This is a genomic window from Peterkaempfera bronchialis (assembly GCF_003258605.2).
Classification (GTDB): Bacteria; Actinomycetota; Actinomycetes; order Streptomycetales; family Streptomycetaceae; genus Peterkaempfera; species Peterkaempfera bronchialis.
The window spans coordinates 5,533,927-5,547,780 of record NZ_CP031264.1 but is presented as its reverse complement, the minus strand read 5'-3'; the positions used below and the strand labels follow the sequence as shown (position 1 = coordinate 5,547,780).

Sequence of the window (13,854 nt, the reverse complement as noted above, 5' to 3'; positions counted from 1 at the left end):
CCGCCCGCTCCCCACCACCGAGCGGGCGGGCGGCCCGCGTCAGGAGCGCTGCACCAGCTCGTCGTAGATGGAGAGCACCTGCGCCACCGTGGCCGCCTCGTCCGGCCAGGTCTCCGCCTGCGCCCGGCCCAGCTCGGCCAGCCGGGCCCGGCGCGGGGTGTCGGCGAGCAGCCCGGCCACCGCCCGGCCGAACGCCTGCGCATCGCCGTACGGGACCAGTACGGCGGCGTCACCGACCAGCTCGGGCAGCCCGCCCACGGCGGTGGCGACCAGCGGCACCCCGGCGCGCAGCGCCTCCTGCGCCACCAGCGCCCGCGCCTCCCAGCGGCTGCTGATGGCCACCACATCGGCGGCGGCCAGCAGCTCCGGCACATCGGTGCGGTGGCCCAGCAGCCGCACCGGCAGCCCCTCGGCGTCGATGCGGTCGCGCAGCGCCACGCCCTCCGGGCCCTCGCCGGCGATCAGCACCAGCGGGCGGGGGTTCAGGCCGGCCAGCGTACGGGAGGCGTCCAGCAGCAGGTCAAAGCCCTTCTGCGGGGCGAGCCGACCCACCGCGAGGACCACCGGCCGCCCCTCGGCGACGCCCGGCAGCGCGGCCCGGGCCGCCGCCCGGTCCACGGCCGGTGCGGCGAGCGGCGGCGCGGCCACCGGGCCCAGCCGGGCATCGCCGGCGCCCAGCTCCCGAGCCCGCGCGACCAGGTCGGAGGAGGCGCCGAGCAGCAGGTCTGCGGCGCGGGCCACCCGGCGCTCCATCAGCCGCAGCAGCCGCCGCTCCATGCCGGTGGCAAGCAGCGCATGGTGCATGGTGACCACCAGCGGAGTCTCCGGCCGCATCCCCGGCACCCGGCCGGCGGTGCGCAGCGCCAGATCGGAGAGGAGCCCGGCGCGCAGTCCATGGGCGTGCACCACGCAGGCGCCGGTGAAGGCGCGGCGCAGCTCCCCGATGGCGGCGGCGTCGCTGCGCGGCCCGGAGGTCGGGGTGATCTCCACGGGGTGGAAGCGGGCACCGGCGCCGGAGAAGCCGAACAGGGCATCGGTGGCGGCCGGCCCGCACACGGTCACCGTGAGGCCGTGCGCCACCAGTCCCTGGGCCAGCGAGCGCACATGCGCGCCGATGCCGCCGGTGCTGGCGGCGACGACGAGCACCGCGTGCAGCTGCCCCGGCTCGGGTGCAGGGGTCGTTGCCCGGACAGAGGTGTCGTCCACGTCGTTCGCTCCGAGTCGTTCTGGTCCGCGGAACGCGCCCGGTGCCCCGGTCGCTGCTGCGGCCGGGTCGCGGCCTGCGTTCGGCGTTGGGCACCGGTGGTGTAGCACCGCAGAGTACAGGGGTGGCGGCGCCCGGTGGCGCTCCTGAGGGGCAGTCGGCGGCAGCCGGTCCGCGCCGCCGGGGTCAGTCCTCCGCCGGGCGCGGCCGACCGGCCTGGTCCAGACGGCGCAACGGCGGCCAGGACCACCACTGCTCCCGGTACACGCCCCGCTCGGCCGCCGCGTGGAAGGCCACCAGGGCCGCCGCGCGCAACGCCAGCCCGGTCCGGCCGGAGCCGGTCGCCCACGCGGTGCCGAGGGCGGCGCCGAGGGCCTGCGCGCCGCAGCGGCCGAGCGTGGTGCGCTCGCCGAGGTCGTCGGGGAGCAGCGCGGCGGCGGCGCCCACCGGGGCGGCGGCGACGGCGGCGCCGGGTCCGCCGCGCAGCACCGTGGGCACTCCGGCGGCCAGCACCGCCTTGGCGGCCCGGCCGGGCCGGACGTCCAGCAGGTCCACCGCACCGGCCGTACCGGCGATCACCGTCGCGGCCAGCAGCCGGTCCAGCGGGCGGCGCCGCACCAGGCAGCCGGCGGCGAGGGCGACCGCGCCGAGCCCGGCCGCCGTGACGGCGCCGGGGGTGACCCGGCCGCGCCGCAACGCCCCGAGACGCGCCCGCAGGGTCCGCTCGCCGCCGCCCGCCAGATCGTCGTAGCCGCCGCCGGCTGCGGCGGCGACGGCGGCCAGTGCGGTCGCAGCGCGGACCGGGGCGGCAGCTGGGGTGCGGCGCCGACGGCGGTGGCCACGGCGGCGGCCACCGCCGGGCCCTGGTAGAGGGTGACCACCCGGGCGCGGCCGACTCTGCGCTCCCACAGCGCGGGCTCCCCCGGCGGGAACCGGTTCAGCGCCGTGTACACCGCCCGGGCGCCACCCGCCGCCGCGAGCAGCACCAGCAGCCGCCCGCCCTTGTCACGCCTGGCCCACACGTGCCCTCCTCCTGCTCACCCGCCTGCCTCCCCGCCATACACGCCGTTCACAGCGCGGCACGGCCCTCCCGGCGCGGCGAGCGCGCCGCCGCCAGCAGTTCCTCGGCGTGGGCGCGGCCCAGTTCGGAGTCCTCCAGCCCGGCCAGCATCCGGGACAGCTCGCGGACCCGCTCGGCGTCGTCCAGGGCCTTCACCCCCGACCGGGTGACCGTGCCGTCGCTGGTCTTCTCCACCACCAGATGGCGGTCGGCAAAGGCCGCCACCTGCGGGAGATGGGTGACCACGACGACCTGGGCGCTCTCGGCGAGCTTGGCCAGCCGGCGGCCGATCTCCACCGCCGCCTTGCCGCCCACCCCGGCGTCGACCTCGTCGAAGAGGTAGGTGGGCACCGGGTCCGCCCCGGCGAACACCACCTCCACCGCGAGCATCACCCGGGAGAGCTCGCCGCCGGAGGCGCCCTTGGCGATCGGCCGGGGCGGCGCACCCGGGTGCGGGGCGAGCAGGACCTCGACCTCGTCCACACCGTGCGGGCCGAAGGCGACGGTGCGGCCGTCGACCTCCAGGCCCTGCGGGTCCTCGACCTGCTCGATGGCGAAGGTCACCCGGGCGTGCGGCATGGCCAGTTCGGTGAGTTCGGCGGTCACCGCCCCGGCGAACCGCCCGGCGGCGGCCCGGCGGGCTGCGGACAGCTCGGCGGCCAGGGCGCTCAGCTCGGCGTGGAGCTGCCTCCGCTCCGCCGCCAGGCCGTCGATGCGGTCGTCGTCGCCCTCCAGCTCGGCCAGCCGCTGCGCCGACTCCTCGGCCCAGCGCAGCACCTCGGCGGTACCGGCCCCCGCGCTGCCGTACTTGCGGACCAGGTGGGAGAGGACCGAGCGGCGCTCCTCCACCGCCGCCAGCCGCACCGGGTCGGCGTCCAGCCCGTCCGCATAGCCGGCCAGGTCTGCGGCGACGTCCGCGAGCAGATAGCCCACCTCGTCCAGCCGGTCGCCGAGCGCGGCGAGCCCCGGGTCGTGGGACCGCACCGCGTCCAGCGCCCGCCGGGCCTGGGCGACCAGGGTCCCGGCGTCGACCGAGTCGGGCTCGGCCGGGTCTCCGGCCAGCGCGCCATGGGCGAGGGTGGCCGCGGACGCCAGCGCATCGGCGTGGCCGAGCCGCTCGGCCTCGGCGGCCAGCTCGGTGTCCTCGCCGGGCAGCGGCTCGGCGGCGGCCACCTCCGCCAGGCCGAAGCGCAGCAGATCCGCCTCCTGGGCCCGCTCCCGCGCCCGGGTGGTCAGCTCCTCCAGCGTCGCCGAGACGGCCCGCAGCCGCCGGAAGGCGGCCTGGTAGCGCTCCAGCGGGACGGAGACGGCCTCGCCCGCGTACCGGTCCAGCGCACCGCGCTGCCGGGACGGCTTGAGCAGCCGCTGCTGGTCGGTCTGGCCGTGCACCGCGATGAGGTCCTCGCCCAGCTCGCCGAGCAGCCCGACCGGCACCGACCGGCCGCCCAGGTGCGCCCGGGAGCGTCCCTCGGCGGAGACGGTACGGCTGACCAGCAGCACGCCGTCGTCCAGCTCGGCGCCCGCCTCGACGGCGCGCAGCGCGGCTGGGTCGTCGGCCGCGAGGGTGATCCGCCCCTCCACCACGGCCCGGCCGGCACCCACGCGGACCAGGGCCGGGTCCGCCCGCCCGCCGAGCAGCAGCCCCAGGCTGGTGACCACCATCGTCTTGCCCGCGCCGGTCTCGCCGGTCACCGCCGTGAAGCCCGGTGACAGCTCGACCACGGCGTCGTCAATCACACCGAGGGCCTGAATCCGCATCTCCTCCAACACGGACACGACCTTACGAGGTTCCGGGGCCGCCGTGCGACGAGCGCCCGCCCGGCGGGGGGAAGGTTCATTCGATTCGGCAGTTTTCCGGGTTCCCAGCGCGGTACCCGCCCTCTGGGGGTCTGCTGCGGGCCCGTCCGGGTCCGGCGGCAGCCGAGTGGAGAGGAGTCTCCCATGGCCGACACCACCCGCCCGGAAGGCCAGGGGTCCTCCGGCGCACCGCTGGTACCGGACTTCGACCGGCTGACCCTCCCGGAGCTGCGGAACCGCATCCGGTCACTCACCCAGGAGCAGTTGCGGCGGCTGCTCGCCCAGGAGACCGCGCACGGCAACCGGCCCGAGGTGGTCGAGCTGATCCGCGCCCGCATCGACCAGCTGGCCGCCGAGGCGCCGCACCAGGGCGGCTGAGCCGGGCGGGCGCGGCCCGCATGACCGTTCACCCGAACGGGTGCAAGCTCCGCCGCCGGCGCACCGCAGACGCACCCCACGCCGCGCGGGGTACGTCTGCGGTCGGGTGTGCGGCGGGTCAGTTCTGGTGCGGTACGCCCCGCCAGCCGGTCACCGGCAGCGCGAACTTCGCCACCAGCCGGTCGGTGAACGGAGCCCGGTGCAGCCGGGCCAGCCGGACCGGGATGCGGCCGCGCCGCACCTCCACCCGGGCCCCGGCCGGCAGCTCCACCGAGCGCCGTCCGTCGCACCAGAGCACCCCGTGCGGCGTCTTGGGCAGCACCTCCACGGCCAGTACCGAGTGCGGCGAGGTGACCAGCGGCTTGGCGAAGAGCGCATGCGCGCTGATCGGCACCATCAGCAGCGCCTCCACCTCCGGCCACACCACCGGCCCGCCCGCCGAGAAGGCGTACGCCGTGGAGCCGGTGGGCGTCGCGCAGACCACGCCGTCGCAGCCGAAGGTGGACACCGGGCGGCCGTCCACCTCGGTGACGACCTCCAGCATCCGCTCCCGGGCGGCCTTCTCCACCGACGCCTCGTTGAGCGCCCAGTCGCGGTGGATCACCTTGCCGTCGGTGCGGACCAGGACGTCGATCGTCATCCGCTCCTCGACCTCGTAGTCCGCGTCCACCACCCGCTCCACGACCTTCGCCAGGTCGTCGCGCTCCGCCTCGGCGAGGAAGCCCACCCGGCCCAGGTTGACGCCCAGCATGGGCACACCCGTCTGCCGGGACAGCTCGGCGCCGCGCAGCAGTGTCCCGTCACCGCCTGCCACCAGGATCAGCTCGCAGCCGGCCACCGCGCCGGGCGCCGTCGGCACCGCCTCCACGCCGGCGGGCAGATCCATGTCTCCGGCCTCCGCCGCCAGCACTCTGACCCCGATGTCCGCCTTCAGCAGGCCATTGACCAGGTGCTCGACGCTGCGCAGCGCGGCCGCCCGGCCGGTGTGCGCGATCAGGAAGACCGTTCGCAAGTCACTCATGCCCTCTCCTACGCCTCCCCGGGCGTCCTGGCCGGGTGGCGCCCCCTCCGGATTGTGGTCGGCCGCCTGCACAGCGCGCAATCGTGCGGGGCACCCTACCGGGGCCCTTCGTCCACGGCGCGATCCGCCTCCGCCGGGTCCAGCGCGGGGGCGCCGCGCCGGAACCAGAGGAAGTACTCCACATTGCCCGACGGCCCGGGCAGCGGGCTGGCGGTGACACCCAGCACCCCGAGGCCCAGCGCCCAGCCCTGCGCGGCCACCTGCCGCACGGCCTCGGCGCGCAGTTGCGGGCTGCGGACCACACCGCCGCTGCCGAGGCGCTCCCGGCCGACCTCGAACTGCGGCTTGACCATCAGCACCAGGTCGGCGTCGTCGGCGCAGCAGGAGGCGAGCGCCGGCAGCACCAGCCCCAGCGGGATGAACGACAGATCGCCGACCACCACATCGACCGGTTCGCCGCCGATCCGCTCCGGGCTCAGTTCGCGGACATTGGTGCGGTCCATCACGGTGACCCGCTCGTCGCTCTGCAACGACCAGGCAAGCTGGCCGTAGCCGACGTCCACGGCGAGCACCCGTCCGGCACCGGCCCGCAGCAGCACATCGGTGAAGCCACCGGTGGAGGCCCCTGCGTCCAGGCAGCGGCGGCCCTCGATCCGCAGGCCCTGCGGGCCGAACGCGGCCAGCGCCCCGGCGAGCTTGTGGCCGCCCCGGGAGACGTAGTCCGGGTCGTTCTCGTCCTTCGCCACCACCACCGCCGCCGCGGTCTCCACCTGGGTCGCCGGCTTGCTCGCGGTGGTGCCGCCGACGGTCACCCGTCCGGCCGCGATCAACTCACTGGCGTGCTCGCGCGAGCGGGCCAGCTTGCGGCGGACGAGTTCCGCGTCGAGTCGGCGTCGTGCCACTGCCACGGGTGCTTCACTCCTAGGGCCCCGGAGCGGGGCCGGGTCGGTGGTCGAGGGCGGTGAGGGTGTCCCTCAACCGCTGGTGGACATCCTCGTACAGGGCGGCGTGGGTCTCCGTGGCGGTACCGTCCAGCTCCTCCAGCCGGGCCAGCTCCGCGTCCACCCCGGCGTGCCCGGTCTCCTCAAGCACGACCGCCGACAGCTCCGAGACCGGCGGCATGGCGGACGCGAAGGGTGCCCCGGGTGCGGTGCCGGTCCGGTCGGCCTCCGGGAAGCCCTCAGCCATGGCCAACCGTCCGGCTCCCGGCGGTCTTCCTCGCGGCGCCCTTTGCGGACCCGGTCTTCTTGGCGGCCGTCTTCTTCGCGGGCGTCTTCTTCGCGGGTGCCTGCTTGGCCGCCGCCTTCTTGGCGGCGGTCTTCTTGGCGGCGGTCTTCTTGGCGGCGCTCTTCTTGGCAGCCGTCTTCTTCGCGGGCGCCTGCTTCACCGCCGTCTTGCTCGCGGCAGCCTTCCTGACCGGGCCCCCCTCCGCCGCCGCCTTCTTCGCAGCGGTCTTCTTCACAGCGGTCTTCTTCACAGCGGTCTTCTTCGCAGCGGTCTTCTTCGCCGCAGCCGTCTTCCTGGCAGCGGTCTTCTTCGCGGGCGCCTGCTTCCCCGGCCCCTTCTTCGCAGGCGTCCGAGCGGCGGGCTTCCTGGCGGCGGCCACACTCTCCGCGACCGTCTCGCCGGACTCGGCCATCCGGGCGGCGGTCTCCCCCGCCGCAGCCCGCGACACCGTCTTCTTCGCCGTGGTCCCGGCAGGCTTCCGCGCGGCGGCGGGCTTGCTCGGCACCGGGGCCTTCTTCGCCGGGACCGCCTCCCCGGCGGCCGGTTCGGTCTCCTCCAGCACCGGGATACGTACCGGTGTGGCCGGACGCGATGGGGCGGCCTGCTCCTCCCAGTCCTCACCGAACAGCTTCTCCGCCCGAGGCTCGGGCGGCTTCTCCTCGTCGGCCTGCTCCACCTCGCGCAGCTTGCGCTCCAGCAGCTCCAGGACCACTCCGACCTTCGTCACCTGGTCACCCAGCCGACCGAGGAACTGCCAGGTCCGCTCCGCCTCCGAGCGGACCAGCCCCACCACCAGGTCACGCCCACCCCGCCCGGCAGCCGCCACATCGTCGGCCACCGACTGCAACGACCGCGCGGAGGCCGGGACCTGCTCGGCCAACGTGCGCTGCAACCCATCGACGTCCATCCCGCTCCGGTCCAGCAGGTCCTTGGCCGTGTGCGCCGTACGCCTGCCGGTCTCCTCGGCGATACCTGCGGCGAACTGCACCCAGCCGCGCAGCGTGTCGCGCATCAGGTCCTCCTCGCTTCCGTCGCGTCCGCCCCGGCCCACCCGGGTCGGCGCCGGGGGGCGCCCGTGATCGCCGGGACGCCCCCTGATGACGCTACCGCCTCATGCCTTCCCACGGCGGGCGAGCGCACCGCCTGCCGCGCCACCCGATGCGCCGCCCCGCTGAGGTACCGTCGCGACGGAACCCGAAACGACCGTACGAGGGGAGCGGGCGCACCATGGCGACCTCCGAGGAGTGCCGCACGGCACTGACCCGGCTCAGCGAGAACCTGTCGCGCTCCGACGGGGACGTCCGCGCGGCGGCCGCGCTGGACCGCTCTCTCACCTGCTGGATCACCGACCTGGACCTGACCTTCTCCGGCCGCCTGCGCGGCGGCCGGATCCAGGACGTCGTCGAGACCCCCGGCGCCCCCGCCGAGAAGGCCCAGATCCGGCTGGCGATGTCCAGCGACGACCTGGTCTCCCTGGTCGGCGGCGACCTCCACTTCGCCTCCGCCTGGGCCCACGGCCGGGTCAGACTGGAGGCCGGCCTGCGCGACCTGCTGCGGCTGCGGTCACTGCTCTGACCTCACCGCCGCCTCACAGCCCCAGCTCGGCCAGGACCTTGCGGGCGTCCGGTACCCCGGCGCCACCGTCGGCCGCCGTCCACGCCGCCGCGCAGAGCGCCCGCAGGGCGTCGTACGGATCGCCGCCGGACCCGGCCCCGTCCAGGCGCAGCTGCCCGCCGTCGCCGACGGAGGCCGTCCACCCCCCGCAGCGGTAGGCGCCACCGGCCGCCGTCACGTCCGGCTGCGCCACCAGCAGCGCCCGCAGGTCGGCGGCCACATAGGTGGGCCGCTGGTGCGGCGGTGCGGCGAGCAGCTGCGCGGCGGTGGTCACCCCGGTGAGCACCAGCAGACTGTCCACGCCCCCGTTGAAGGCGCCCTCGATGTCGGTGTCCAGCCGGTCGCCGACCACCAGCGGGCGCTTGGCCCGGGTACGGATCACGGTCTCCTGGTGCATGGGCGGCAGCGGCTTGCCGGCCACCTCCGGCTCGACCCCGGTCGCGGTGCGCACGGCGGCCACCAGCGTGCCGTTGCCCGGCGCGGTGCCGCGCGCCGTGGGGATGGTCAGATCGGTGTTGGACGCCACCCACGGCAGCCCGCGCGCCACCGCGTAGGACGCCTCGGCCAACTGCTGCCAGCCGACCGACGGGTCATAGCCCTGCACCACGGCGGCCGGACCGTCGTCCAGCGAGCGCACCGGACGCAGCCCGCGCTCCTCCAGTGCCTCCTCCAGCCCCCGGCCCCCGACCAGCAGCACGGCGGAGCCGGCCGGTACCTTCCCGGCCACCAGGCGGGCCGCCGCCTGCGCCGAGGTGATCACATCGGACGCCTCGGCGGGCACGCCCAGCTCGGTGAGGTGGTCGGCCACCGCCTGCGGCGGCCGGGAGGCGTTGTTGGTGACATACGCCAGCCGCATACCGGCCCGCCGGGCCGCCTCCAGCGACTCCACCGCATGCTCGACCGCATGGGGACCCGCATAGACCACGCCGTCCAGGTCGAGCAGCGCGGTGTCGTACTCCTCGGCGAGCGGACGGCCGCTGCCCGCCGGGCCCCCGCCCCCCGCGCCGTCCCGAGGGGCCCCGTCGCCGGGGATGTCGGCTGCCGTGTGCGTCATTCCTGCTCTTCCTGTCGGTCGCTGCGCGGGTCGTCAGGTTCCGCAGGCTGCGGCCCCGGCCACCGCAGCTGCGACGACACCGGGCCGAACTCCCCCGCACGAGCGCGCAGCGTCGCCCGGGTCTGCCGCAGCGCCGCCCGATAGTGCTCGGACTCCGGCCGCATCGCGACCGCCAGCGCCAGATGCTCGGCGGACGCCTCGAAGTCGCCCAACCGCGCGGCCGCCAACCCCCAGCCGAACTGCGCGTAGTCGTCCGAGGGGTCGGCCAGGGCCACCGCCCGGAAGTTCTCCAAGGCAGCAGCGTACGACCCCGCGTCGAACTGGGCCCGCGCCAGGGTCTCCCGGATGGACCGCGACCCCGGCTCCGCCTCGGCCGCCCGCGCCAGCAACTGCTCCGCCGCCGCCGCACTGCCCTGCTCCAGCAGTCGGCTGCCGCGCCGGAACCACTCGTAGACTCCCTCGCCCGCCCCGTCCGAAGCGTCCCAGCCCTGTGCCTGCTCCCGTCCCGTGGTCATCCCGCGCCCCTTCCCGGTCGCCCTCCGCCCAGCCGCCGGGCCGAGAGCCGTGATCACCCGGCCGGACGTACCCGATTAACATGCCCACAATGGAGGCACTCAGTGCACACGGTGCAACAGCTTCTCAGGACGGCGGACCCGGCGACCCCGGGCACGTCGCCGCCGCAGGGCTCTCGCTGGCGCCGTTCCGCGGCCTGCGCTACGTACCGGACAGGGTCGGCGACCTCGCAGCGGTCACCTCACCCCCGTACGACGTGGTGGACCCGGAACGGCTGGCGAGCCTGGAGACATCCGACCCGCACAATGTGGTCCGGCTGATCCTGCCCCGCCCGGAACCCGGACCAGAACCCCACGGCAGCGGACGGCGGACCGGCGACAGCCGCTACCGGCACGCCGCACGGCTGCTGGCCGCCTGGCGGCGCGAAGGGGTACTGGCGGCCGACGACACACCCGCCCTCTACGTCTACGAACAGCGCGTCCCCGACGACACCGGCTCCGCAACGCTGCTGCAACGGGGCATCATCGGCGCCCTCGCCGTCAGCCCGCCGGAGGCCGGCGTGGTCCTGCCCCACGAGGACGTCATGCCGCGCCCCGTCGCCGACCGCGTCGGCCTGATGCGGACCACCCGCGCCAACCTGGAGCCACTGCTCCTCACCTACCGGGGAAAGGGCGGCGCCGCCGGGGTCGTGGAACGCGCCGCACGCCGACCCCCGCTGCTCACCACGACCACCTCCGACGGCACCTGTCACCGGCTGTGGGCGGTCACCGACCCGGCCGAGCACGCCGCCGTCGCCGCCGACCTGTCCACCTGCCGCGCCCTGATCGCGGACGGCCACCACCGCTGGGCGATGTACCTGCGGCTCCAGAGCGAGCACCGGCACCTGGCGCACAGCCCCTGGGACCGTGGCATGGTCCTGCTGGTCGACACCGCCCGCTACCCGCTGCGGGTCCGCGCCATCCACCGCGTGCTCTACCGGCTGCCCCCGGCCGAGGCGCTGGCGCGGCTCGGCGACGGCTGGCAGGTGGACGACGCGGGCGGCTCCCTCCGGGAGGCGCTCGGCACCCTGGCGGCGGCCAAGCGGGACGGCGGCAACGCCTTCCTGCTCGCTGGGGACGGCCGGTACCGGCTGCTGCGCGGACCCGGCGACGCCGTACTCAAGGAGACCGTGCGCTCCGACCGCCCCGAGGAGTGGCGGCGGTTGGACGCCACCGTGCTGCACTCGGTGCTGCTGGACACGGTCTGGCAGGTGCCCGACGCGCAGGACCAGATCGGCTATCTGCACGACGAGGCGGCGGCGGTCCGCGAGGCGGAGCGGTGCGGCGGCACGGCGGTGCTGCTGCACCCGGTGGACGAGGGCGTGGTGCGGCGGCTCGCCGAACAGGGCGTCACCATGCCGCGCAAGTCGACCTCCTTCGGCCCCAAGCCCGCGACCGGGCTGGTGCTGCGCAGCCTGGAGCTCGGCTGACCTTCGGGAAGTGGAACGGGAAGTGCCCCGCCGGAGAGTTCCGGCGGGGCACTTCGCTGTCATGGGCGGTACGGCTCAGCTGTCCGCGCGCTCCTGCCGGTCGGCCTCGGGGCGGTGGTCGTCCTCCTCGTCGCCGCCGTCCTCCGACTCCTCGGCCTGGGGCTCCTTGAACGGGCTGTTCAGGAAGGTCTCCTGACCCGCCACCGGCGCCTCGGCGCTGTCGTCGTCGGCCTCGGCCTCGGCGTCCGAGTCGTCGTCGGCGTCGACCTCGGCGTCGGCGTCGGCGTCGACCTCGGCGTCGGCCTTCTCCGCGGCAGCCTTCTCCTCGGCCTTGTCGTCGGTCTCGTCCAGCTCCGGGTCGAGGGCGTCGACGAACTCCAGGCCGTCGATCTCGGCCAGCCGCTCAGCCGCGTTGGTGATGCCCTCCTGGTCCGCGTCGGCAGCCTTCGCGAACCAGTCGCGGGCCTCCTCCTCGCGCCCGGCCGCGATCAGCGCCTCGGCGTAGGCGTAGCGCAGACGCGCGGTCCACGGCTGCACCGCATTGGAGGCCAGCTCCGGGCTCTGCAACGTCACCACGGCAGCGTCGAACTGCTCCATGTCGCTGCGGGCCCCGGCCGCCACCAGGCGCATCTCCACCTGCCCGGCCTTGTCCAGCTGCTTCACCTCGGGCTCACCGGCCATGGCCAGCGCCCGCTCGGGACGGCCGAGACCCCGCTCGCAGTCCGCCATGACCGGCCACAGGTCGGCACGGCCGGTCATCCGACGCGCCGCCCGGAACTCGGTCAGCGCCTCCGAGTAGCGCTCGGTGACATACGAGGCAAAGCCCGCCGCCTCGCGCACCGCAGCCACCCTGGAGGCCAGCCGCAGGGCGACGCGGGAGTAGTCGTACGCCTGCTCCGGCTCGCTGTCCAGCAGCCGAGCCACCATCACCAGGTTGCGGGCGACATCGTCGGCGAGCGTCTTGGGCAGGCTCTTCAGCTCCTGACGGACGTCGGCGTCGATCTCCATGCCGGTGACGTCCTCCGGGATGGGGAGACGCCTGACGGGCTCATAGTTCGGCCGGCGGTCATCCGACTCGCCATGCCCCTCGAACCGGCGGCCACGCCCCTCGTACGAGCGCCCACCCCGGTCCCGGTCGTCCCGGCGGTCACGCCCGCCGCCACCGAACCGGTCGTCACGGCCCCGACCGCCGTCACGGTACCCGCCCTCGCGGGGCCCACGGTCGCTGGGCCGGTCGTCCCGACGGAACCCACCGGGGCGGTCATCGCGGCGGAACCCGCCACCACCCTCACGGGGGCCACGGTCGCTGGGTCGGTCATCGCGGCGGAAACCACCAGGCCGGTCGTCACGGCGGAACGATCCACCCCGGTCATCACGCGGCCCACGGTCGCTGGGCCGGTCATCGCGACGGAACCCGCCCTCACGGGGTCCACGGTCGCGGTCGCGGTCGTCACGCCGGAACCCACCAGGGCGGTCGTCCCGACGGAACCCGCCACCGCCCTCACGGTCATCGCGGCGGAAACCACCGGGACGGTCATCCCGACGGAACCCGCCACCGCCCTCACGCGGCCCACGGTCACTGGGCCGGTCGTCCCGCCGGAAGCCGCCCTCACGGGGTCCACGGTCACGGTCGCGGTCGTCACGCCGGAAGCCACCCTCACGGGGGCCACGGTCGCTGGGTCGGTCATCGCGGCGGAAACCACCGGGGCGGTCGTCGCGGCGGAAGCCACCACCACCCTCGCGCGGCCCACGGTCACTGGGCCGGTCGTCGCGACGGAAGCCGCCCTCGCGGGGGCCACGGTCACGGTCGCGGTCGTCACGCCGGAACCCACCGGGGCGGTCATCGCGACGGAACCCGCCGCCACCCTCACGGTCGTCACGGCGGAACCCACCAGGACGGTCGTCCCGGCGGAACGATCCACCCCGGTCATCACGCGGACCACGGTCACTGGGCCGGTCGTCACGCCGGAACCCACCAGGCCGGTCGTCGCGACGGAACCCGCCACCGCCCTCACGGGGGCCACGGTCGCTGGGCCGGTCGTCACGGCGGAAACCACCAGGCCGGTCGTCACGGCGGAACGATCCACCCCGCTCATCACGCGGCCCACGGTCGCTGGGCCGGTCGTCCCGACGGAACCCGCCCTCGCGGGGGCCACGGTCACGGTCGCGGTCGTCACGCCGGAAGCCACCAGGACGGTCATCGCGACGGAACCCGCCGCCACCCTCACGGTCGTCACGGCGGAACCCACCGGGACGGTCATCCCGACGGAACCCACCGCCGCCCTCACGCGGACCACGATCACTGGGCCGGTCATCACGACGGAACCCACCAGGCCGGTCGTCACGGCGGAACCCGCCGCCTGCACGGTTGTCGCTGCGGTAGCCGCCCGGGCGGTCGTCACGACGGTAGGAGGAGGAGCCACCGCGTTCGTCACGGCCCCGGTCGCTGCGGGAGTCGCGACGGTCGGCGTCCCCCCGGCCCTGCGGGCCGTCTCCCGAACGGCGCTCTGGACGGTCC

At 75.5% G+C, this 13,854-nt stretch carries 13 protein-coding genes and 1 pseudogene; 3 read left to right on the top strand and 11 right to left on the bottom strand.

The features are described from left to right. Positions 1–39: 39 nt before the first annotated feature. The 3 genes from C7M71_RS24475 to recN all read right to left on the bottom strand — a co-directional run bounded on the left by C7M71_RS24475 (position 40) and on the right by recN (position 4,022). Positions 40–1,206: a glycosyltransferase family 4 protein gene (locus tag C7M71_RS24475; protein WP_114914539.1), complete on the bottom strand. Its 1,167-nt coding sequence runs from the start codon at positions 1,204–1,206 to the stop codon at positions 40–42. A gap of 184 nt (positions 1,207–1,390) precedes the next feature. After that, entirely contained in the window at positions 1,391–2,113 is a 723-nt protein-coding gene (locus tag C7M71_RS24470) for a hypothetical protein (protein ID WP_229758884.1), read from the bottom strand. 160 nt (positions 2,114–2,273) lie between these two features. Beyond that, positions 2,274–4,022: a DNA repair protein RecN gene (gene recN, locus C7M71_RS24465; RefSeq protein ID WP_175607740.1), complete on the bottom strand. Its 1,749-nt coding sequence runs from the start codon at positions 4,020–4,022 to the stop codon at positions 2,274–2,276. A gap of 183 nt (positions 4,023–4,205) precedes the next feature. On the opposite strand from recN, the gene C7M71_RS24460 reads away from it, so the two are divergent. Continuing rightward, positions 4,206–4,439 carry a hypothetical protein gene (locus tag C7M71_RS24460; protein ID WP_111492545.1) on the top strand — a complete coding sequence of 78 codons (234 nt, stop codon included), beginning with the start codon at positions 4,206–4,208 and terminating at the stop codon, positions 4,437–4,439. A 118-nt stretch (positions 4,440–4,557) separates the two neighbouring features. On the opposite strand, the gene C7M71_RS24455 is transcribed toward C7M71_RS24460, so the two are convergent. The 4 genes from C7M71_RS24455 to C7M71_RS31110 form a co-directional block, all read right to left on the bottom strand. Further along, complete coding sequence (locus C7M71_RS24455) at positions 4,558–5,460, bottom strand: NAD kinase (RefSeq protein ID WP_111492544.1); 903 nt, start codon at positions 5,458–5,460, stop codon at positions 4,558–4,560. A 95-nt stretch (positions 5,461–5,555) separates the two neighbouring features. Then, the gene (locus C7M71_RS24450; RefSeq protein WP_111492546.1) at positions 5,556–6,362 is read right to left on the bottom strand and encodes a TlyA family RNA methyltransferase; all 807 of its coding nucleotides are present in this window, start codon (positions 6,360–6,362) and stop codon (positions 5,556–5,558) included. 19 nt (positions 6,363–6,381) lie between these two features. Continuing rightward, positions 6,382–6,648 (bottom strand): hypothetical protein, encoded by a 267-nt coding sequence (locus tag C7M71_RS24445; RefSeq protein ID WP_111492543.1) that lies wholly within the window; start codon positions 6,646–6,648, stop codon positions 6,382–6,384. After that, complete coding sequence (locus tag C7M71_RS31110) at positions 6,641–7,699, bottom strand: histone H1-like repetitive region-containing protein (protein ID WP_111492542.1); 1,059 nt, start codon at positions 7,697–7,699, stop codon at positions 6,641–6,643. The genes C7M71_RS24445 and C7M71_RS31110 overlap by 8 nt, the downstream gene beginning before the upstream one ends. Before the next feature lie 215 nt (positions 7,700–7,914). On the opposite strand from C7M71_RS31110, the gene C7M71_RS24435 reads away from it, so the two are divergent. Beyond that, on the top strand, positions 7,915–8,262 hold the full coding sequence (locus tag C7M71_RS24435; protein WP_111492541.1) for a sterol-binding protein: 348 nt from the start codon (positions 7,915–7,917) through the stop codon (positions 8,260–8,262). 13 nt (positions 8,263–8,275) lie between these two features. On the opposite strand, the gene C7M71_RS24430 is transcribed toward C7M71_RS24435, so the two are convergent. Continuing rightward, positions 8,276–9,355, bottom strand: a complete 1,080-nt coding sequence (locus tag C7M71_RS24430; RefSeq protein ID WP_111492540.1) for an HAD-IIA family hydrolase — start codon at positions 9,353–9,355, stop codon at positions 8,276–8,278. Further along, on the bottom strand, positions 9,352–9,870 hold the full coding sequence (locus tag C7M71_RS24425) for a tetratricopeptide repeat protein (protein WP_111492539.1): 519 nt from the start codon (positions 9,868–9,870) through the stop codon (positions 9,352–9,354). The genes C7M71_RS24430 and C7M71_RS24425 overlap by 4 nt, the downstream gene beginning before the upstream one ends. 89 nt (positions 9,871–9,959) lie before the next feature. Between C7M71_RS24425 and C7M71_RS24420 the strand changes: the two genes are divergently transcribed. Further along, positions 9,960–11,336: a DUF1015 domain-containing protein gene (locus C7M71_RS24420; protein ID WP_111492538.1), complete on the top strand. Its 1,377-nt coding sequence runs from the start codon at positions 9,960–9,962 to the stop codon at positions 11,334–11,336. Between the two features lie 75 nt (positions 11,337–11,411). On the opposite strand, the gene C7M71_RS24415 is transcribed toward C7M71_RS24420, so the two are convergent. Further along, positions 11,412–12,344, bottom strand: a complete 933-nt coding sequence (locus C7M71_RS24415; RefSeq protein ID WP_175607738.1) for a tetratricopeptide repeat protein — start codon at positions 12,342–12,344, stop codon at positions 11,412–11,414. Beyond that, positions 12,311–13,409 (bottom strand): annotated as a pseudogene (locus C7M71_RS33270) (hypothetical protein); the annotation flags it as partial. The pseudogene C7M71_RS33270 and the gene C7M71_RS24415, both read right to left, overlap by 34 nt. Positions 13,410–13,854: the final 445 nt, after the last annotated feature.

Coding starts and splice junctions, on each gene's coding strand:
- recN (WP_175607740.1), bottom strand. CDS start 4,022: ATGCGGATTCAGGCCCTCGGTGTGATTGACGACGCCGTGGTCGAGCTG.
- C7M71_RS24460 (WP_111492545.1), top strand. CDS start 4,206: ATGGCCGACACCACCCGCCCGGAAGGCCAGGGGTCCTCCGGCGCACCG.
- C7M71_RS24455 (WP_111492544.1), bottom strand. CDS start 5,460: ATGAGTGACTTGCGAACGGTCTTCCTGATCGCGCACACCGGCCGGGCG.
- C7M71_RS24445 (WP_111492543.1), bottom strand. CDS start 6,648: ATGGCTGAGGGCTTCCCGGAGGCCGACCGGACCGGCACCGCACCCGGG.
- C7M71_RS31110 (WP_111492542.1), bottom strand. CDS start 7,699: ATGCGCGACACGCTGCGCGGCTGGGTGCAGTTCGCCGCAGGTATCGCC.
- C7M71_RS24435 (WP_111492541.1), top strand. CDS start 7,915: ATGGCGACCTCCGAGGAGTGCCGCACGGCACTGACCCGGCTCAGCGAG.
- C7M71_RS24430 (WP_111492540.1), bottom strand. CDS start 9,355: ATGACGCACACGGCAGCCGACATCCCCGGCGACGGGGCCCCTCGGGAC.
- C7M71_RS24425 (WP_111492539.1), bottom strand. CDS start 9,870: ATGACCACGGGACGGGAGCAGGCACAGGGCTGGGACGCTTCGGACGGG.
- C7M71_RS24420 (WP_111492538.1), top strand. CDS start 9,960: ATGGAGGCACTCAGTGCACACGGTGCAACAGCTTCTCAGGACGGCGGA.
- C7M71_RS24415 (WP_175607738.1), bottom strand. CDS start 12,344: ATGGAGATCGACGCCGACGTCCGTCAGGAGCTGAAGAGCCTGCCCAAG.